15 protein-coding genes and 1 pseudogene are annotated in these 18,911 nt (G+C 57.7%); 6 read left to right on the forward strand and 10 right to left on the reverse strand.

Features of this window, described 5'->3' with window-relative positions; translation table 11 throughout:
- Nucleotides 1–403 precede the first annotated feature (403 nt).
- Nucleotides 404–715, forward strand: coding sequence for a hypothetical protein (locus FYJ68_RS04180; RefSeq protein ID WP_154434253.1), 312 nt, complete (start codon nucleotides 404–406; stop codon nucleotides 713–715).
- Nucleotides 716–719: 4 nt separating this feature from the next.
- Entirely contained in the window at nucleotides 720–1,151 is a 432-nt protein-coding gene (locus FYJ68_RS04185; RefSeq protein WP_154434255.1) for a PIN domain-containing protein, read from the forward strand.
- Between the two features lie 1,080 nt (nucleotides 1,152–2,231).
- Here FYJ68_RS04185 and FYJ68_RS04190 read toward each other — a convergent pair.
- Nucleotides 2,232–2,735, reverse strand: coding sequence for a hypothetical protein (locus FYJ68_RS04190; RefSeq protein ID WP_154434257.1), 504 nt, complete (start codon nucleotides 2,733–2,735; stop codon nucleotides 2,232–2,234).
- A gap of 3 nt (nucleotides 2,736–2,738) precedes the next feature.
- Nucleotides 2,739–3,428, reverse strand: coding sequence for a DUF3800 domain-containing protein (locus FYJ68_RS04195; RefSeq protein WP_154434259.1), 690 nt, complete (start codon nucleotides 3,426–3,428; stop codon nucleotides 2,739–2,741).
- A 968-nt stretch (nucleotides 3,429–4,396) separates the two neighbouring features.
- Here FYJ68_RS04195 and FYJ68_RS04200 point away from each other — a divergent pair.
- The 3 genes and pseudogenes from FYJ68_RS04200 to FYJ68_RS10460 form a co-directional block, all read left to right on the forward strand.
- On the forward strand, nucleotides 4,397–5,323 hold the full coding sequence (locus tag FYJ68_RS04200; RefSeq protein ID WP_154434261.1) for a helix-turn-helix domain-containing protein: 927 nt from the start codon (nucleotides 4,397–4,399) through the stop codon (nucleotides 5,321–5,323).
- A gap of 668 nt (nucleotides 5,324–5,991) precedes the next feature.
- Nucleotides 5,992–6,969 carry a DUF2806 domain-containing protein gene (locus FYJ68_RS04205; RefSeq protein ID WP_154434263.1) on the forward strand — a complete coding sequence of 326 codons (978 nt, stop codon included), beginning with the start codon at nucleotides 5,992–5,994 and terminating at the stop codon, nucleotides 6,967–6,969.
- 698 nt (nucleotides 6,970–7,667) lie between these two features.
- Nucleotides 7,668–7,907 (forward strand): annotated as a pseudogene (locus tag FYJ68_RS10460) (transposase); the annotation flags it as partial.
- Nucleotides 7,908–8,095: 188 nt separating this feature from the next.
- Here the strand turns inward: FYJ68_RS10460 and FYJ68_RS10115 are convergent.
- From FYJ68_RS10115 to FYJ68_RS04220, 3 genes are all read right to left on the reverse strand, one after another.
- Nucleotides 8,096–8,299, reverse strand: coding sequence for a hypothetical protein (locus FYJ68_RS10115; protein WP_229772029.1), 204 nt, complete (start codon nucleotides 8,297–8,299; stop codon nucleotides 8,096–8,098).
- A 206-nt stretch (nucleotides 8,300–8,505) separates the two neighbouring features.
- On the reverse strand, nucleotides 8,506–9,918 hold the full coding sequence (locus FYJ68_RS04215; RefSeq protein ID WP_229771996.1) for a DMT family transporter: 1,413 nt from the start codon (nucleotides 9,916–9,918) through the stop codon (nucleotides 8,506–8,508).
- 101 nt (nucleotides 9,919–10,019) lie between these two features.
- Nucleotides 10,020–11,801, reverse strand: a complete 1,782-nt coding sequence (locus FYJ68_RS04220; RefSeq protein ID WP_326832220.1) for a phosphotransferase — start codon at nucleotides 11,799–11,801, stop codon at nucleotides 10,020–10,022.
- 680 nt (nucleotides 11,802–12,481) lie between these two features.
- On the opposite strand from FYJ68_RS04220, the gene FYJ68_RS04225 reads away from it, so the two are divergent.
- Nucleotides 12,482–13,561 carry an acyltransferase family protein gene (locus FYJ68_RS04225; RefSeq protein ID WP_154434267.1) on the forward strand — a complete coding sequence of 360 codons (1,080 nt, stop codon included), beginning with the start codon at nucleotides 12,482–12,484 and terminating at the stop codon, nucleotides 13,559–13,561.
- Here FYJ68_RS04225 and FYJ68_RS04230 read toward each other — a convergent pair.
- The 5 genes from FYJ68_RS04230 to FYJ68_RS04250 form a co-directional block, all read right to left on the reverse strand.
- Complete coding sequence (locus tag FYJ68_RS04230) at nucleotides 13,558–14,406, reverse strand: LicD family protein (protein ID WP_154434269.1); 849 nt, start codon at nucleotides 14,404–14,406, stop codon at nucleotides 13,558–13,560. The genes FYJ68_RS04225 and FYJ68_RS04230 overlap by 4 nt on opposite strands.
- A gap of 111 nt (nucleotides 14,407–14,517) precedes the next feature.
- Nucleotides 14,518–14,799, reverse strand: coding sequence for an LbetaH domain-containing protein (locus FYJ68_RS04235; RefSeq protein ID WP_154434271.1), 282 nt, complete (start codon nucleotides 14,797–14,799; stop codon nucleotides 14,518–14,520).
- A gap of 228 nt (nucleotides 14,800–15,027) precedes the next feature.
- A complete protein-coding gene (locus FYJ68_RS04240; protein WP_154434273.1) occupies nucleotides 15,028–16,167 on the reverse strand; it encodes a glycosyltransferase family 4 protein in 1,140 nt (379 codons plus the stop codon).
- Nucleotides 16,168–16,175: 8 nt separating this feature from the next.
- Nucleotides 16,176–17,630, reverse strand: coding sequence for a lipopolysaccharide biosynthesis protein (locus tag FYJ68_RS04245; RefSeq protein WP_154434275.1), 1,455 nt, complete (start codon nucleotides 17,628–17,630; stop codon nucleotides 16,176–16,178).
- Entirely contained in the window at nucleotides 17,623–18,903 is a 1,281-nt protein-coding gene (locus FYJ68_RS04250; RefSeq protein WP_154434277.1) for a hypothetical protein, read from the reverse strand. The genes FYJ68_RS04245 and FYJ68_RS04250 overlap by 8 nt, the downstream gene beginning before the upstream one ends.
- Nucleotides 18,904–18,911: the final 8 nt, after the last annotated feature.

Genomic DNA, 18,911 nt, shown 5'->3' on the forward strand with positions numbered 1-18,911 from the left:
CGCGAACGTGACCGCAGGGGAGCCTAGACAGGTGAGATCCCGATGGGAGCGTCCACCCTTTTTCTAGCCGGTAACACTCCCTAGACTGAGCGACGCGCTCAATAGGCGCCCTCTCATGCCCGTGAGCACAACGCCAACCCTCCTGTCGGTAGAACGAATCCCGAGGATAGCGCTCGCCACCGACCCTCATCAGGCAGCGCGGCCCCAAGACGCGCATCGCTCGCGACGCCAGAATTGACTGACAACGCAATCAGGCCAAGTCCAGTGCAAGATTCACGCACGGGAACCGACAGTCAGGGAAAAGTCACCCCTCTCTTCCTTATCCTGAAAGGAGGGAGAGGGCTAGCGTGGGGCCGTATACTAAACGACGCCATAGCTTTCGAAATCTAAGGAGGTCGGAACCATGGATGTGAGAGAAGCCGTGAGAACTGCCGCGCACTACGTGGCAGAGCTCGAGGGCCTCACTGGGAGCGAGCGCGAGGACACGCCAGAAGAGCAGATTCTGCGTGACATCCGATTCGCCGTGGAAGGCACCCGCTTCGACGAGCAGAACAAGCGTTGGAGCATCGACGTCGGGTTTGCCCGCCCCTGGGACCAGGCGACGTCCTCCCCTCTTGCGGGCCTCGCTGGCTCGATGAAGGACAACCGCACCTTCAAGACCGTGACCATCGATGACGCAACGGGCAAGGTCCTCGACTATGGCGCGAGCAGGTAGGAGAATGCCCACGCGCATCCTCCTCGACGCGAACATGCTGGTGGTCCTGGCATACGGCGCCGTAGACTGCAGCTCCTTGGGCTCAAGACGCAGGGTGCGCGAATACATGCCCAAAGACTTTGACTTAGTCACCGATTTGGTAGGACGCTTCAGGCAAGCCGTCGTCACTCCCAACGTGGTAACAGAGTGTTCCGACCTCTTCCACGATGCTGACGATGGACGCGAGAAGGCATGGCTCAAGGCGTTCCTGCAGTCAGACGAGGTGGTTCGCGTGGAGGAGTACGTCCCCAGCCGGAAAGCAGCGGACCTCGCCCAGTACGAATACCTTGGGGTTGCGGACTGTTCGCTACTATCGCTGGTGGACGACAATACTGCACTTCTCACGACAGATGCCAAGCTCTACTACGGGCAGCCCGGATTAACCCACACTGCATGAACTTCAATCACTACAGGAATTTCAACTAGCGGGACAAGACATCTTGATGGTCCTACCATGCGCTAACTGCTGGCTTTCGCTATTCTCACATTTCGTGGCTCCAATTTGCGCCCCCTACATATTAGGGTTACTTTCTAGTGTCGCAAATCACTGTGGAGCGAACATCAGCGGGATTCCCTGGATGGTTGCTTCGGGTTGCTTCGGACTCACTCTAAATACCCGCGAGCGCAACGCCAGCCCTCTTGTCGGCACAATGAGCTCAGAGGATAACGCTCGTCCATCCTCGACTCATTAACGGCCCCTGACTCGTAGCCCCCACCGATGCGGGGGAACTACCCGTCAGGGGTTTTGTTTGCAGATGAGAACAGCGGGTGGTCCGAGGAGTGCTGCATGGCCTAATCGAACAGTCCACCAAGAACGTAAAGACATTCCGTCATCCACGGGCCAGACCCTCACAAACACGAACGTATAGCGCTTTCCATTGACATCGCAGCAGCAGCCATCCACGTGGGATTTCAACAGGAACGATACGTAGCTCGGAGCAGAACTACAACGGGAGAATTGGTGTTACGCCCCTTCGACACCCGTCCGAACGTGATTACTATCGGAATTCCTTTCCAGTCTCTTTGCGTAACGTTTTTAGGGTCTTGTCCTTCCGGGCCTTCCGACCATTTAAATTTTTGATAATTCCAGTCGGCAAGCCGTGCTTCTTTTCATATGTTCCAACGGTGCAATCGCTTCGAGTTTTCCTAACATGTCCAAACATGAGAATCAACACCCTTCTGATTCAATAATGTATCTCGATGGTAAGAAAAATTCTTCTTCATTAATCCCGATTCTCTAGTCGGTAAAATAGTACCAGAGAGCCGACACGTAGGAATAACGCTGGCTTCAATCACATCCTAACTAGCCCGCCACCCGAACCAAACTCAAAACTAGCAGTAGCGGTAGAGAAGTAGAGGTTCGACGCCCGAATTTCCAACCATTGAAATGCTGGGAGGCCGCGGGGTAATATATCTATAGTCATTTACCGAAGGTTTATGACACGGCCTGCCTCGGAGCCCGGAATCCGGGGCTTTCTCATTTTCTCCCACAAATGCCACAGTAGGTTCCATCGTTGCGTACACACTTTTGGAAGTATTCCTTGTTCGAGGGAAATGCGGTGCGGAAGCGGTACCTGTCACCATCCTCCTCAAGCACGACAATAAAGTACTCGTGCTCGATCTCGATGACGGACAGCACACGGCGGATTACGTCGCGCTTTCCCCGCCGTCTCAGCACACGGTAGGAACGGGACTGAAGGTCTCCCTGCACAACGCGCGGAATAAGCGGCAGGCAACTCGCCCGTCGCTCGCTGAAGCCCCCATCATGACCCCTGGTCACGTCCCACTTGTTGGTGCTTGAGGTTACCACATGGTCAAACGCCCACTTGTTGAAGCCACGCACGAGCTTGTTGTCCCACGCAACAATCCGCCGCTGGTTGAGGTGCTCGTAATAGTAGTCCCAAGCTTGCCGCTTCATCTCCTCTTCGCTCCCGCAACCCGAGAAGTCTAGTAGCCCGTCTCCTCCTATCGTGTACGCCATCGGTTACTCCCCAAAGTGGAAGACGTTAAACTTGCGCTCGCTTGCCCAGGTGGAAAAGCATAAGGAAGGTCGCCCCAGTCCTCGAGCGAGACGATAGCAAAGCTCCCGCTTGAACTCGCTGCCATGGGGATAGCAGGCACGGTCGGTATGGCAGTTCCACGCGTAACCCACGCAGCCGATGAGAAAGTCCGCCTCCTGTACGAGCGTGCACTCCCGTGAGCTGACTTCTTCGACGCAGGCAACCGTGCAACCTCCTGGCATGTAGTCCTCAGTCTTTCGCTTGAGCACGTCCACCTGCCACTGTTTTGAGTTTCGCTTCTCGTCAAGGTAGATGTGATAGGCATTTGGTGCCTCAAGCCAGTGATAGAGAAGCTGGTGGTACACGACGTAGAAGCCATCTTCGTCGTCGCGTGACCAGAGGTTATCTTTCCTGGCTACGACGCAACGGAAGAGGAGGTCATCGCACCCCAAAAACCAGTCGATGGCAGCCCGGTAGAAGTCCCCCTTGTTCTTCGAGACGGACTTCCAACCGAACTCTCCCCCAATCCCATGCTCATGCTTGAGCGCATCGAGTTGTCGGACAATCTCGCGCTTCTTTTCGCGCTGACACTTCATGGCACCAATGACGAGAAAGGGATCGCATGGGTTCGAATAACGACTCTCGTCGCAATAAATGTTGACGTCCCGAGGCATACCGTATCAGCCCCCATCCTGATGGTTACTTTCATAGATGATAAGCATACCAAGTACTCAACGCACAAGGAAACGTTGACGCATAAGGCGAGCCATGAAGCGAGCATGTGACATCACGTAACTTCCGTCGTAAGGGTACCCAAGCCCTCGCGACTGAAGGACGCGATGGGGCGACATCAGGCATGTCACAAGTCGGTCAAGCGCACCGACCAAGGTCGGCGCGGAACAGAGTGGCGACCTCTTGCACGTCACTTCGAGAATGACAGCTTCGCCAGACCCAGAGTGAGACGGGCTCGTGGACCCGCCCAAAACGTTTAATCCCAGTACCATCGCTAGAGTATCCATCTGACCACTGCCTCGGCGGGACCGAACCCAATCGTGCCGACTGTGCCCTCGCAGTCGTCAGGCGAACCTGCTATCGTGCGGGAAGGGTTCCTGTCCCAAGAAATCTGGTTCTCGACAGGGGGTGGCTACAGTCGCTTCTACCGACTCCGGCCTCCTAGGCTCGCTCCTCTGCCGCACCCCACACTGTTCCATCTCCCATCACCCCTTGCAGATGTTGGGGAACACATGGTCACGCAAGATGTCCATGCGTCCGCCGACTTTGTCTACCGGCATGCATCCCGTCGAAATGCTACGGCGAATCGAGTTCACGAGCTCGACGGTCGCGCTTGCAAGCTGTTTCCGCGTCATTAGCGGCAGCTCCTCGAACCTCGTGACCATCTCCACCTCCTTTTTGCGGATTGTCTGCGTCCTTGTAAGCAACTCTCATCATGCTCATCTTTGCAAGCTACAGTATCACATCACGAATCATATATGAACTAATAATCGCATAGCGATATTTGTTTAGTTGCAATTTGTTGATTATTGCTTTAATGTGATTCTTAGCAAAAGAAGAGAGGGCGGTATGCAACGGGAATACCTCTCATTTCTCCTTAGACCGAATATAAATAGAGAGGAGACGGCCCGTGTCGAGCACACTGCAGGACCTCCGCAAGGAGGCCGGATTCAGAACCGCGAAGGACTTCGCCGAAGCGGTCGGCATCCCGGCGCCCACATACACGCGCTACGAGCAGGACCCGCTCAAGATCCCCATCGATCGCGCGTGGAAGATTGCCGACGGGCTCCACTGCTCCATCGACGCCGTAGTTGGTCGCGAGCACATAGACGTCAACGATATGCGCGGCGATTTCCAGAAGAACTTCGATTCGCTCTCGCCCGATAGTCAAGGTCTACTCGAAGTAATCGCCGCGGCAATCAAGGGTCGAGAGAACGTTAAGAAGAAGGAAGCAAGGGCGAAAGAGGAAGCTAGGTACGATGCATACCTGAGCTATTACGAGCAAGCCTTCGTGGAGAGCCTTGACGCGGGTTCGACGCTCGGAGACAGCGTCATCTTTGGATCTGACAAGGAGAAAAGGATCGCTTTCGAGCGATACCTCTTTGAGCGGGCTGCAAAAAAGCGCGCCGAAAAAGTCGAGGCAAATTGTGCTCCAAGAGAAGAGGAGCTGACGCTAAACGCCGCTTCGATTATCGACACAGACGGGAAGACGGTGTTTTGCGATGATCCACGCTTTGATGAGCTGATTGAGAACTCTTTACGGGCGATACGCGAGGAGCTTGAGGAAGAGTATCGGAAGCAGGACGAGGCTGAAATCGAAAAAATCATGGCCGCGTACGACAGGCTCCACCCGCGTCACAACACGTTCGAGGAGACCGTCCGCCATTTGATACTTCACTACGGGGACACCAAACTCTCCGACATAGACGAGGAGACCGTCGAACAAGGGAGGAAAGCCGTAGAGTCAATGTTGGCTCAAACCTCTGAAGCCACGCCCTCGGCTGTGTCTCCTGATGACAAGCATCAGGATAACCATAAAAGGAGGGGATCACAATAACTGGGTGGGGTCGCGGGTGAGGCATCGCCTGCATGTCCGCGTCCTTTCCAGAGCGAGACTAGAAAGAGTGGGTTTGGGAAGTCTCAGCTGGAGAACGAACATGTAACTCGGCGCAAGGACGACAGGACCAGGCGAAGTGACAGCTCGCTGATGGAGAGATGGCTCAAGACGCCTGGGAGCGAGTACCGGGGGATGCGAAGTATGAAAAGCCTCCCAAGGTAATAATCCGGAGGTTTTGGACGACTAAACTCCTCATGGCCCCATCAGCCGCTGGGATACGAGACGCCCTCTTCGCGGTACTTCGGCGGAATAGCGGAAGCCGCGTGGATTAGGATGCACGGATGATTGCAGGCAGGGGTTCGAAAGAAGCGAGGCTCACCTGTCTCAAACTCTCTACCACTTTACTTTAAGTCGACCGCCCCGTCTACGGCGCCAGCTAAGTTGCCCATGTCCCGCGCGGTAGCAGACGCCACGCCGGCGTGCGGGGTAATTGCTTGCATCAGGGAGGTTTCCGAACCTTGCGATGGTAGCGTAGGTTAGGATGAGGGTATTAGATTATTGATGCGGAATTTGAGAGAGATCCGATTTGTCGAACTCAAACTCTCTCATCTACTTCTACTTTGATTGTTCTAGTTGCGTAACAATTATTTGCTGTGCGGGAGGTTAGAATGGACAATTTTTCTCCAAAGGCATCTGCCGAAGTTAACGGCGTTAAAGTGATTAATAACATCTCTTTTGGATCAAACTCTACAAAGCAATGGGCGAAGAATGATCTAAGCGTCAGGGATGCTTTTCCAGGAAACTTCATCGCAATAACCAAAAGGGCACTGAATCCCGCCAAGTACGAAGAGAATCTCGCTAAGGCTCGTCAGGCTAGGGCAATGTCAGTTTGTCAGGTCTATGAACAATATAAGCGGACAATACCTTCCTTAACCGATAGACAGGCTTTTTTGCTTGCAAGCGGCTACCATTCCACTCCTTCGGAGGCGGATAATGTAGCGGAGGTCCTCTCTGATGCAGTGGCCTTGATGGATTCTGATGCTAATCCTGACGCTTTAAGTGATCAGTTTCGTGATGAGTTTATTCAAGGATCAAAACAAGCCTATGGAGATGAGGTCAGGGAGCTCTGGAGTAAGCTTCTGAACAGTGAGCTAAATAAGCCAGGTACCTTTTCAAAACGTACGATGGGGACGCTAAAAGAGATGTCTAGAGAGGACGCAGAGGCATTTCAGGCTTTTTGCTCATGCGCGGTATCTCAAGGCGACAGGAATAATCCTATCCCAGTTATTACGGATATCGACCCCGGAGGTTGGAGCTATAACCACGGTAGTTTTAGCGTTGATCAGTTAAGCTTGATCACTTCACTTGGATTGGTGGAGACAGAGAGATGCATCTCTTTTACTATTGCTGAGCGTGGAGACTTTGTTGTTGTCTCAGCAACAAAGCTGTTTCATCTTAAGAGCCAGTCAGATTCTCCGAAGACCTTTCATTTTGGATATGCAAAGTTCACCCCCATTGGAAGAGAGCTCTCTCTAGTTTGTGATTTGGGAAACTCTCCGAAGATTCCATCTTTAATTGAAGAGGTCGCCAAACAGAATGACATGCTCTATTATTCCGCCCCTCTGTCTCCTTTGACTTCGAGCTAGAGCGTTACCCACTGGCGAAGATATAATGTGTCCATACTGGGTCTCTTCGTCTAACTCTCTGTTAGACTACTGTTGACGAAGCCCCCTTACGCCCCCCCCTGTAGTCCCAGAAGGGCCGGGGACGCTCGATCATCTGGCACCACGTGTTCTCGTAGGGGCCCGCGGCGGCCTGGCCCGAGAGCGACTGGAGCGCATCCGCATCGGAGCGCCTGGCCTGCCCGAGCCACACGAACCAGGACAGGTAGTGGTCCAGCCACCTTGTCGAGACGCCGTAGAAGTCGGCGAGGAAGGCCCGGAGCCTCTAGTGCAGGGCGTCCGCCATGCCGAGCTCCCCGTCCCGCTGCAGGCGGCTACCCGTGGTCGCGTGCTCGGTGATGCCGAGGGCGGGAAGCACGCGCTCGTAGCCGCGGTGCGCGTCGGTCGCGACCCAGGTGCCGGCCTTGAGGTCCCCGACCGCCCCCCCTCAGCGCCTCGTCCGTGGGCCTCCCCTGTCGGCCAGTGTATTCAATCAAGTAATAGTCGACAGTTCGCTCTGTCGATTTCCCACACTTCGCTCGGGGCATGCCCGCACCCCGAGCTTCCGTTACCAGAGAGCATGAGCGCCTGGTCCATGCGGTAGCTCGTCCCGTCGGAGGTTCCGTCAATAGCTTTTCGCAAAAAGCCCCACGGGAGCTGGGGATGATATAATTCCTGAACTTGTGCTCCTAGCCCTCTGCCGACCCCCTCACGTCCCATCCCTCGAGGAGGCTGACGTCGAGGTACCTCTTGGCCCCCCCAGTTCCCCCGTCGTCACCGCGATCGGCTGCGACGAGCACGGCTGGAGGCGCGTGCTGGGCCCGTCGGTGGCGGACGCCGAGTCGCACGACTCCTGGTTGGCGTTCCCGAGGGGCGTGAGGGCCCGCAGGGTCGACGGCGTGACGCTCGTCACTGCCGTCCCCGACTCCCTCTCGGGCAACCACTCCCGCTCGGCGGCGGGCTTCGAGATGCCGCGCCCGCCGCGCAGGCGCGGGCGCGACGGGACGGCGCGCGGGCTCGGCGGCGACAAGGTCTGCGTCGCGGTGGCGGTCGACGAGCGCGGCGGCACCAGGGTCGCGGTGGCGGGGCGCAGGAGGGGCACGGCGGCCGGCTACCATGCCTTCCTCGTGTCCTGCGGGGTCCGGAGGGGCTGCGTGCTCGTGAGCGACCTCGACCAGTGCCTGCCGGCGGCGGCCCTCGGGACGGGCGCGGCCAACGAGCGGTACCCGTCCTCGGACAGGGCGGCCCTCAACAGGGTCAACGCCGCGTGCTCCGCCCCCAGGCACTGGCTGGCGAGGTTCCGCGGCGTATCCACCCGCAGGCTCGCCAACTACCTCGCCTGGTACAAGTGGTCGCTCGACGCCCGGAGGACGGAGAGCCCGGCAGACCTGCTCGCCGAGCCGACGGCGCTGACGAGGTGGGACGGGTACGCCTCGACGACATACCCTCATGCAAGATGGTCCCAATATTATCCGCGCACCAAATTGGACGCATCCCCAAGCCAGTCGAGAAAGATCACGCCTACCCGATGTAGCGCGCAACCATGTCCCGCCCGAAGTCATTCATGCGGTACCACACGCGCAGATTCCCACCATCATCCTGGTCGCACCCGACCTCGTCCAGAAGCCCGTTCTCCTTTGCCGTAGCTAGCGCCTCGGAGACGCCTGGTTCGGTGAGCTGTCGCGAACCCCCGTAAGCCGGTTCCAGCGCGCGCAACACTCCGGATACGTCATCGGCCGCTCCGTCCTCGAAGTGCCGCAGAATCGAGTAGTACAGTGGCAGCAACCCATCCACCGCACCGGAACCCATCCCGGCGTCCTCGGGTCTCCCGCCTTCAACGACATCGTCTGCATCCTCACGTCCGCGCCCGAACCAGCGCGCAGGGCTCACGGCTATGACAAAGATGCCGAGAACCATGATGACAGCGCCCGCCCACTGCGTGGCGCTAAGCGGGGGGTAGCTCTTGCTCATGCCTCCAATGTTCAACACGCCCAAAATCACCCAGATGAAAAATGGGCCCCAGAAGGCGTACATGCCATTGCAGGCCATGCCGAGCGCCGTGCCGCACATGGAGTTGCCCTTATACCAGAAAGAGTAGGCCGGCATCGCGAAGAGGCCGGAAACGGCAAAAATGAGCACTGACGGGTCGTCCACTGCAGCACCCAACAGCGCTGGCACGCTGCTCCAACCGTCTCCTATGGCGGCCAGCACTGGGAACACCACCGCTAGCTCGAGCACCCCTGCTGTGACTTGGCGTATGGCAATGCCTATTCGGTAGTCGATGAGCACAGTCCCGAACCCGGCCACGCAGCCCTCGAAGCCCCACCCGAAGGCGGCGAAGAACGCGAAGATGCACCCCACGAGCGCCCCTGGCCCGATGGAGGCGAAGGAAGCCCCGCCAATCAGCGCCCCCGCCGCCAGGCACGCCACGATGCCGGCCACTGTATGCGGAGCAAGCTCCTGCTTGTATAGCACCCGCCCCAGCACGGCGCCGATGGCGCAGTTGAGCGCAGCTATGGGCACAATGATCCCCGGCGCGCCCGCAGCGGTTGCGGAGTTGAGCCCCACCACGTAGCACACTGTGGCGAAGGGTCCGCCCACAACGGCGCAGAGCATCATCATGCGCCCAGGACGTGTCCTCACGGTATTGCCTAAATCTCGCAGTTGTCCGTGCACAGCACAGGAGACGACAGACCAGATTCCACTCCAAAGGTCATTTAGCCCCGCAGCCAGGGCTGCTAGCGCAAAGGTCGTCGTGAAGGCGGAGAGCTCTCCGTTACCGAACCAGACACCCCACGGCCCCTGCGTCTCAGCTAGAGTGAGGAAGCCCGTGTAGAGTCCGTAGGACACGCCTGACATTACGGCGAAGGTCACTCCCCGACGGAAGAACCCCCGCCTCTGTTCGGCTCTCAGTTCCACCGCACTCACACACATGGAACAGCTCCTCCCTCCCCGCTCAAGGGCGGGGGCGAAAAAATCAAGGATTGATTGACAAGTTCAGTAACGGGCTAGCTATCCAGCCACGCCAACAAACCCTACTCGCGCTCGGGAAGCGCTCGGTAGAGTTCCAACGCCTTCCTGAGATACGTCCGTCCTGCGCGCCAGTAGATGTGGCTCCACTCGCCCACATCCTCTCCCTCGGCCGCCTTGAGCAGGGCCCAGGCGTACCAGCACCAGCCGGCCATGCCGACCTGCCCCAGGTTGTGCGCCCACTCACGTGCCGTGGGCTCACGACCAAAGTAGTACGTCAGCGCACGGTGCATCTCCTCCTCAGTGAGCTGCTCACACACACAGAACGTCCCGAAGTCGTTGGCGTAGTCGCTCATCCCGGCGTACTCCCAGTCGATGAGGTCAATCGTCCCGTCGGGAGAGACCAGGAAGTTGAGGCCGAAAAAGTCGTTGTGACACAGCACCGGCTCCCCGCAGTCAGCAACGAGCAGCGCGTTCAGCTCGTCAGCCTCGGAGCGCATACCGGCCCAGCTTGGGTCGGCGATGGGCCCGCGCTCCAACGTGTCACGCTCATAGGCCAGCCCCTCCTCGTAGAAGGAGAAGTGCCGATCCACGGAGGCCCCGCTTTCGTGCAAGCGCCTCGCGAACTCCATCGCCGTTTTTAGCTGCCCCTCGTCATGAGCGTCCAGGTTCTTCGCCCCCACGACGAAACGCGAGATTTTCCATCCCCTGCGTGGGTTCTCGAAGACGAAGGTTCTGTCAATGCCCAACGTCCGTGCCGTCTCGAGTGCCGCCTTCTCGGCTGTGCGGTCCACTAAGAGCTCGGTCCCCACACCGGGGTGACGGTAGACCCACTCGCCGTCATCGGTCGCAAAGTGGCATGAGAGATTCGTGAGTCCCTGTTTGAGCGGATACACGTCATGGACCTCGCTCTTCTCGCAGCCCAGCACGGCCACGATGTTATCGAAGATCTCCGAGTCCAGGTTCTCCAGGAAGAGCGGGTCGAAGCTTCGCAGTTCGTTGAGCGAGTCGAACTCCCAGATAGTTGTCGAATTATAACGACGGATTTGCATGGACAGCTCGCCAATGTGATCAACGTAGAGCTGCTCCCAGAGCTTGTCGGCAGTCTCAGACTTCCCATGCTCCTCGTCCAGAATCTCGGCGAAGCGTCTAGAAAACGCCCGGTCGAAGTAGGCGTGGCCAATCATGTACCACGCGTGCTTGCCGCCAATCGTGACACCAGTGATACGATCGTGGGCCCCAGTTGTAAGGCACCACTCCTCAGTCGGTCCCTCGCTCCACTCGGCGGCGTAGTAGGAACCCCACACGTGACGCTCGAAGGGGTTCTCCTCGAAGTAGTCATCGCTAGAGCAGATGTAGGTGTTGCCCAAGAGCTCCCGCACAAGCCACAGGGACTCGTTGTTGTTGCGGTCGGCGAAGTGTCGGTTTATCACGATTTTCACATCAAACTTATCTTCAAGGTAGTAGAAGTACTCCTTCATGTAGCCAACGACCACGACAATGTTCTCCACGCCCGCCTCGTGCAGCTGCCGAATCTGCCGCTCGATAAGCACTTCGCCACGCACCTTAAGCAGTCCCTTCGGCCGCTCGTAGGAGATGGGTGCAAAGCGCGAGGAGAGTCCCGCGGCCATAATCACAGCGTTGTCCACCGCGTAGGGCTTAAGTGCCGCTATCCCGTGGGCGGTGAGCCGGCCCTCCTCCACGAGCCCAGTCTCACGGCACTCCTTCACAGCGGCATTCACCGTGGCAAGCCCAAGACCGGTACGATTAGCGAGCTGGCGCTGCGAGAGATCAGGCTCCTCGAAGAGCGCATTGACTATTGCGAACTGGTTCTGCGTGAGTGTCACGGCTGAATCCTTCCTATTGCGTTCGGTTATTTCATACCATACATCAATACCGAACGCATTCTTCCGAAATCGTTCGTTTTTATCTATAAAATGATGACAATCGAACGCTCCGAAATCATTAGGCCCCTACGTTGGCGAGACATGAGACGAAATCACCCGTAGTCACACCCACAACAGGCGTGGCAGAGTTGCGGGCGCTAAAAAATCTCTCTCGAGCGCCACGACTACGAAGCGCAGATAGGGGTCGAGCCACTCCTCGCTTCCTAGGCGTATGCATCTCAGGCAGGAAGTCGCACATCCTCTCTACCTGCGGCATACTCAGTATCTTCCTTACCGACTCTCCCCAGCGGTTCGAGCGGTGCAACGTCATTAGTAGGTCTTGGGGGGTGCTATCCCCGCACATCTATGAAAGCCCCTCACGACCACGGAGGAAATGATGCCCTGTCCTTCTGAGCAATCGAGAGACTGTCAAACACGTCTCTCAGACAGGCACACGATAGACGAGGGTGTCCGCGCCTTCTGGTACGGGCGCTACGCAGTATGTCACGCACGCATAACGATTAGTTGGCCCCACGTCCCTCAACAGAGTGTTGGTCAGCAGGGCAAATCCCTCGGTCGGTGGTTGTGTAAACTAATAATCCATCCAATGATTTACTTTGATTAAAGGAGCAATCATCACCATGCCAAAAGACCTCCAGGCGAGTACCTCCCGAGCTAAACACTATGGCTCAATAGATGGACTGCGTGCCCTCTCGTGTATTGGCATCATCCTGATGCATGTCCAAGCCAATACATCCTATGACCTTGCAGGCAGTTTCGCCTGGGATACCTTCATTCCGTCGCTCACGTGGTTGGTGTACCTCTTCTTCATGATCAGCGGCTTCGGCATGTGCGCGGGCTACCTACGCCGCTTCCAGAACCGCGAAATTGACCTCGAATGCTTCTACAAACGGCGCTATGGCAAAATCCTGCCGTTCTTCGGTCTGCTCCTCGTGATCGACATCCTCATGGAGCGCACGCCAGACGCCATCTACGAGGCATCCGTGGAAGGGATGCTTCTGCATGGCCTCCTGCCCAACAATGCTGTCTCCGTAATCGGCGTCTCGTGGTTCCTGGGCGTAGTATTCCTGTTCTACCTTTTGTTTCCGGCTTTCACCGTGCTCATGAAGTCGAAGAAGCGTGCCTGGACATCACTTGCACTCTCGCTGTGGCTCGTCGTCTGCATGGACCAGTACTTCTTCTCGCCATATTTTGTGACGAATTCGTTCACGCCGCGGCACAGCTTCCTGTACGTGTTGCCGCTGTTCATCCTGGGAGGGATCGTCTACCTCTACCGGGACGACATCGCGAGGGTTTGCGAGGGCCGTCGCATCCCGGCGCTCGTGCTTTGCCTTGCAGCCACGGTCCTCTGGTACGCGATTCCCGGGCAAAGCCGGGGAGAGCTCTTCTACCTCAAGAGCCTCGTGCTTTTCGGACTTTGGCTCTCCTACGCCATAGGGAACGACAGCAAGTTCCTTGCCAGCCGCCCCGTGCGCTACCTGAGCTCGATTTCCATGGAGCTCTATCTCGCGCAGATGCTCTCCTTCCGCGTGGTGGAGAGGGCGCATCTGCTGTACGTCTTCGGCAGCGCGGGGACAACCGGCTGGCTGAGCTTCGTGGTCGCCTCATGCCTCACGGTGGCTGGGCTCATCGTCTTCATCGAGACGTACAAGTGGGCGGTCAGGCACATAAAGGCGCGTTTGGGGAAGGCAGCCCACTAACTCCGGTACACCGAGTACATGTGGTTGGTCGTCCTGTCCTTCGGGTCGGGACGACGCATATAGTCCCCATAGGTCTTCGAAAGGAAGTCGTCATAGTCGCGTGGGATAGGGAAGGTCTCGCCCTCAATGGCGCAATCGATGGTGTCGAATAGGGTTGCAGGAAACACCTTGTTCTCAAGCGGGATGCTGTCTCCGGCCGGCCAAAGGGAGCAGGCGACATACCTCCCTCCCGGCTCGCCGAGACTCCCGCAGAGCTTGTTCAGCCGCTCGATGAAGTACTTGGTCCCCAGCGCCTTGGCAACGGCATAGGCGGGGGCCTTCACGGCCATCTTGGCAGCAGAGCGCGTGTTGTCCTTCCCAAACTTCTTCCTACCCGAGAGGAAGCACAGCTGGGCCAGGCGCTTCGTCTTGGCAAGGAGGGCCACGGCTGCGCCATCGTCGTCACCCACGTTGTCGAAGGGATAGATGTCGACAAAGGCCCCGATCTCGTAATCAGCCTCGTTGTCGAAGACCAGGCGATATCTGTTATCCGAGATACGAGCAATGGCGTGAGGATATCCTTTGGTAGTGTAGAAGTCTACCCAGGATAGGTTGCCAATCCTGTTACCGGACTTGAGAAAAACCTCTCGCAGTCGATCATAGTCGGCGCGCGGCATCATGATATCGATATCATCGTCCCAGGGGATGAGACCGTGCTCGCGTATGGCGCCGATAAGAGTGCCGTAAGCTAGAGAATAGGTGCAATCGTGCTTGGCGCAAACCTCGTTAAGCTGCACGAGCGTCTGAAAGGATGCTTGCTGGGCTTCCTTGAAACTAAGCGGCTCGGTTGAAATCAAATCACTCATTGGCTTTCCTCAGCTAAGAACAGTAGTATTTGTGGCATCAGAGGCCTGCCAGGGCAGCTCTCTTCCTGGTAACCTTCTCGACCGTGGATATCACCTTCGCGGGATTTCCTTCTACGCCGCACCCTCATGGCCTTCTTTCGTAACGACGCTACCCGTGCCAGCGATGGTGTTGGGGCAAATCTTCACGCCGTATATGACAATGGTCTTGGCGCCGATGAAGCAGTTGTCGAAGACCTCGATCTCCCCGGAGTAATAGGGATATCCCCTCGACTTTCTGACGGATTCTGGGAGCATCTGGTAGTAATCGGGAACCACGCCGAACATACGCTGCATGAGGAAGTGGGTGTTGAAGTAAACGTCACTCGTGACGTTTACGTTGTCATGAATCTTCACTAGAGTAGTGATGGTTGAAGAATCGAAACTTGGCATAGCTATCTCGCTTAACAATATCTCGTACCGTATTCCTTGCCGACTCCCTGTATCCATTGGGAACCCTGCGGATAGATTGCACGTCGTGACCCATGTTCAAAAGAGCCTGTTGCAGGGCATAGTTCTGCAGTCGGTTGCCATAGTTGAAGCTCTGTAGGGTAAGGATTCCGACTTTCATCGTTTGCTCGCTTCCTATTCCGCAATGACACCCAGAAGCCTCTGGTCGTTGCTGACGATCTCAGCAATCCTGTCTGCCACGGCGTCCCAGCTGTACTCGCGCCTCGCGGCGCCGGAGCCGCTCTCGGCGCCGACTCGAATGGAACTATCCAGAACACAGCGCAGCATAGCCCGGGAGAGCCCCCAGGAATCGTCGGTCTGAACAAGAGCCCCGTTGGCTCCGTCGCGGATAAAGTGGGGCATCTCACAGACGTCCCTGCCGATGCACGGGACACCGCGCGACAGGGCCTCGGCGAAGACGATTCCGTAGGCCTCGAAGTGGGACGGCATGACAAAGGCGTCGGCCTCGGACAGAAGCTCGGCCACGCGCTCGCCGGGGCAATCCCCCAGCCAGTCGACACCATCGTCGCCCGGACGGCGCGGGTCGGAGGCGGGCCCAGCGACGAGCAGCCTCGCATCAGGTATCTCACCTCGCACGAGCCTAAAGGCGTCGAGCACCTCCGGTCCACCCTTCCTCTCGAATGCGCGGCCCACGAAGAGGAACACCGGCACATTGGGATCGAAGACATGGCGCCCCTCTCTGGCATTCGGCGGCAGGTTGCTGCCGCCACCGACGTGGTGCACCTTCTCTCGCGGCAGCCCGCACTCGTCCACTAGGTAGTCCGCGAGCCACCGCCCCATTGTGAGTATGCCCGCGCACCTCCCGTAGAACTCACGCTGACTCTCTAGGCGCCTGCGCACGTCAACGAGCCTCGTACCTCGGAGGCCGAGCCACTCGACATCCTGAATACCCTCCTCGAGAGCCCGGTAGAGGTACTCGACGCAGTTGTCCTGATAAACATAGTGAAGCGCCCCCCACCGACCGCCTTCGGGCATCGGACACTCGTCGAACTGGAGAACGACGTCGCCAGGTCGCGTCCGCACACTCCTGCGGAATTCTCGGTTGCCGTTCCTTATCGTCGCCAAGTCGAGATCGCGATGCCCCATGTGCGTAGCAACCCTGTGCGCAAAAAGAGCAGGCCCATGAAGCTCGGGAATCTCGAAGTCCTCGATCTCGAACCGCTTCGCGAGGGCCTGCCTGAGGTGCCAGGTGGTACCACTCCAGGTGCTCTCCCTCGGCTTGGCCCATCGCGTACTGTATATCATCCTAGTCATCGCCCCTCCTATCTCGGAAGTATCGTCGATATGCCCTCGCGCCAGAAGAGCTCCCCCAGTAGGACTCGGATGCCCACCATCGCACAGCCGACGAAGAGGGTCTTCACGATGGCGGAAAGAAAAACGTTCTGGATATCCCAGGGTATGAGGCTGGACAGCCCGATGACTGCGAGCACTGAGACTATGTCCGGAACGAGCCTGGAGAAGAACCTCCAGAACCCCATGTCGAGGCACTTCTTGGAACAGAGCAGGACCGGCGCGATGATCTCGAGGTTGTAGGCGATGGAGACGCAGGTTGCGAGAGACTCTACGGAGCCCATGACCCCACCCAGGGCAATCATCCCGACTGTAACAACGGTATTAACTCCGGTACTCAGCATGAGAAGGTCGGACCTGCCCTTCGCCGTGAGTAATGCTCCGAAGGAGCCGTTGATTCCCCGAGAGTAGACCGCAAATGAGAGGGTCGTGAGGAGGGGTATGGCAGGTACCCAGATCTCGCCATAGAGGATAACAATCACCTCCGCCGCGCACACACTCATCCATGCCGTGCAGAGGGCACTTAGGAACGAGATTCGGCGAAAAATCCCCATGAATTTTCTGTACAGGGCGTCCCTGTCACCCTGAAGTGGCGCCAGAAACGGAAGCAGCGTGCTGGTGATGGGGATGGTGAGGATGTTAAGGGGGTACGCATAGAGGTTGTAGGCCTTGTTGTAGTAGCCGAGCTCCTCTGCGCCGAAGAGCTTGCCCACGATGAGGGAGTCCGCGTTGTTGGCGAACCAGCCTATGAGGCTGGAGCCCAGGTTGAAGGCAGAGAAGCTGCCCACCTTGCGAACCACGCCACGAACGTCACCAGCGCTCATCTTGAGACGGGTTCCCGCGAGGTTCCAAAGAAGGATGAAGAGGGAGGTCAGAACAGTATTCATCACGATGGCGTAGCAGCCGAAGCCGAGGAAGGCGAGCAGTATCGCGACGGCACCGACCACTGTAGTGCATACGACGAGCCTCACGGCGATGAGGTTGTACTTGCGTTCCTTGATTAGCATACCGTTGGGCACCATGTTGAGCGAGTTAAAGAGGACGCCCAGACTCATGAGACAGCCGAGCGGGACGTAGACGGCGTCCCCGTAGAACCAGGCCACCCCCACCGAGAGGGCGCAGAACCCGAGCGTAAGGACGATCCCTATGAGCAGGCTCAGGAAGAAGAGCCTCCTGTAGTCATCCTCGTCGAGATCCTGGGATTGGACGATGGCGGCGGCGATGCCTCCGTCAGCCAATATCGAAAAGATTCCGGCGAACGCCGTGAGCACGGCAACAGTCCCGTACTCGGCGGGGGTGAGCAACCTTGCCAGTACCATGGTGATGACAAGTTGCACGATGACATTGATTATCTTGGAGCCCATCTGCGCTATGGATGCGGTCTTGATGGAGCTCGACGGGACGTTGAGGTCGAACTTCCTAGGCACGAGCCACACCCCCAAGCCTCGAGCACCAGGTGCCGGAACGAATCCAGGCGAGCGATACAAATATGGCTGTCAGGACCTGCCAGTCCGACGTGTTCCACCACCAGGCCAGGTTGACCGCCGGCAGCGCAAGAAACATCAGAAATGCAAGGATGACAGCTCGTATGTGGCCGTTCCGGTTCTTCCAAGAGAACCAGACTGCGAAGGCGAGACAGGCCACGACGATTGTCACACCGAGGTCACCGTACACGTAGCGGAAACCGGAAACGCCGTTGTCGACGAGATAGTACCCATAGTCGAAGCCCGCCATGGAGATGGCGGGAAGATAGAGCGTCGAGGGATACCCGACCCCGACAAAGGTTGAACCGGTAGACTGCAGGACGAAGTCGTAGTAGTTCCGGCCGGCGTCGCGAATTGAGGAGGTGTCCTCGCTGCCACCGACCTGGCCGTTGACGAAGCTGTCAGCTAACCGGCCGAACATCTCGGTCTGTGAGAAGAGGATGAGCACAAGGAAGCCGAAGCACACCACAAGGACCTTGATGCTCGCCGAGCCCCTAGAAAAGACGAAGAGGACGAGCAGGGTTACTAGGTAGGTGACAAGCTCGAGTCGCCCCTTGCTCACGAATAGCGTGACGGCGAGCGCAAGAACAGTTGGGATGATGTAGCGCCAGTCCCCATCCCTCAGGCACAGCCAGAGGCCGACTATTCCCGACACGGTGGAGAGCCCGCCTTTGATGTAGAGGCGAATGCCCCCGTACCTCTCGTTCGATGCTGCATGGACGAAAGTGACCGAGGACCCCGCGAGAGCCTGAAGGAGGTAGAGCGCGGAGGCTATGCATCCGAGAATAATGAGACCCTGGAAGAGTCTCTTGCCATCCACGAGCCCTGCCTTGAACGGTCTCCGCAGAAGTATCGCGGCGAGAACGCACACCATGAACCCGCGCTGCGGGAGGATGCCACGAACGAACGGCTGCCCCGTCAACGCGTTGCAGCGCCAAGCCGCAAAAATGCACATCACAATCAGCGCCGCGAAGAGGACGCCTTGCACGGCGCTCGTCTTCGTGCCAGACACGCGGCGGCTCCTGTGGTAGAGCACGACGGACATGACGAGGAGAAGAATCTGCCAAACGAGGTCGATGTTAATCACGCCCGCGACGTTGATGGCGTTCGCGTCGATGAGACCGAACACGTTTTCGGCAAGAACGACACAGAGCAGGAGAAGATTGGCTGCCCTCACTGCCGGGTCGGGGCTCAGCAGACTCTTCCTCGACGCCATCGTCCCCC

It is taken from the genome of Olsenella porci, from assembly GCF_009695875.1.
Lineage (GTDB): Bacteria > Actinomycetota > Coriobacteriia > Coriobacteriales > Atopobiaceae > Olsenella_H > Olsenella_H porci.

Excerpts from the sequence above, each read along its gene's own strand:
- FYJ68_RS04190 (WP_154434257.1), bottom strand. The coding sequence starts at position 2,735 with ATGGCGTACACGATAGGAGGAGACGGGCTACTAGACTTCTCGGGTTGC.
- FYJ68_RS04215 (WP_229771996.1), bottom strand. The coding sequence starts at position 9,918 with ATGTGTGTGAGTGCGGTGGAACTGAGAGCCGAACAGAGGCGGGGGTTC.
- FYJ68_RS04250 (WP_154434277.1), bottom strand. The coding sequence starts at position 18,903 with ATGGCGTCGAGGAAGAGTCTGCTGAGCCCCGACCCGGCAGTGAGGGCA.
- FYJ68_RS04205 (WP_154434263.1), top strand. The coding sequence starts at position 5,992 with ATGGACAATTTTTCTCCAAAGGCATCTGCCGAAGTTAACGGCGTTAAA.
- FYJ68_RS04195 (WP_154434259.1), bottom strand. The coding sequence starts at position 3,428 with ATGCCTCGGGACGTCAACATTTATTGCGACGAGAGTCGTTATTCGAAC.
- FYJ68_RS04180 (WP_154434253.1), top strand. The coding sequence starts at position 404 with ATGGATGTGAGAGAAGCCGTGAGAACTGCCGCGCACTACGTGGCAGAG.
- FYJ68_RS04225 (WP_154434267.1), top strand. The coding sequence starts at position 12,482 with ATGCCAAAAGACCTCCAGGCGAGTACCTCCCGAGCTAAACACTATGGC.
- FYJ68_RS04240 (WP_154434273.1), bottom strand. The coding sequence starts at position 16,167 with ATGACTAGGATGATATACAGTACGCGATGGGCCAAGCCGAGGGAGAGC.
- FYJ68_RS04230 (WP_154434269.1), bottom strand. The coding sequence starts at position 14,406 with ATGAGTGATTTGATTTCAACCGAGCCGCTTAGTTTCAAGGAAGCCCAG.
- FYJ68_RS04185 (WP_154434255.1), top strand. The coding sequence starts at position 720 with ATGCCCACGCGCATCCTCCTCGACGCGAACATGCTGGTGGTCCTGGCA.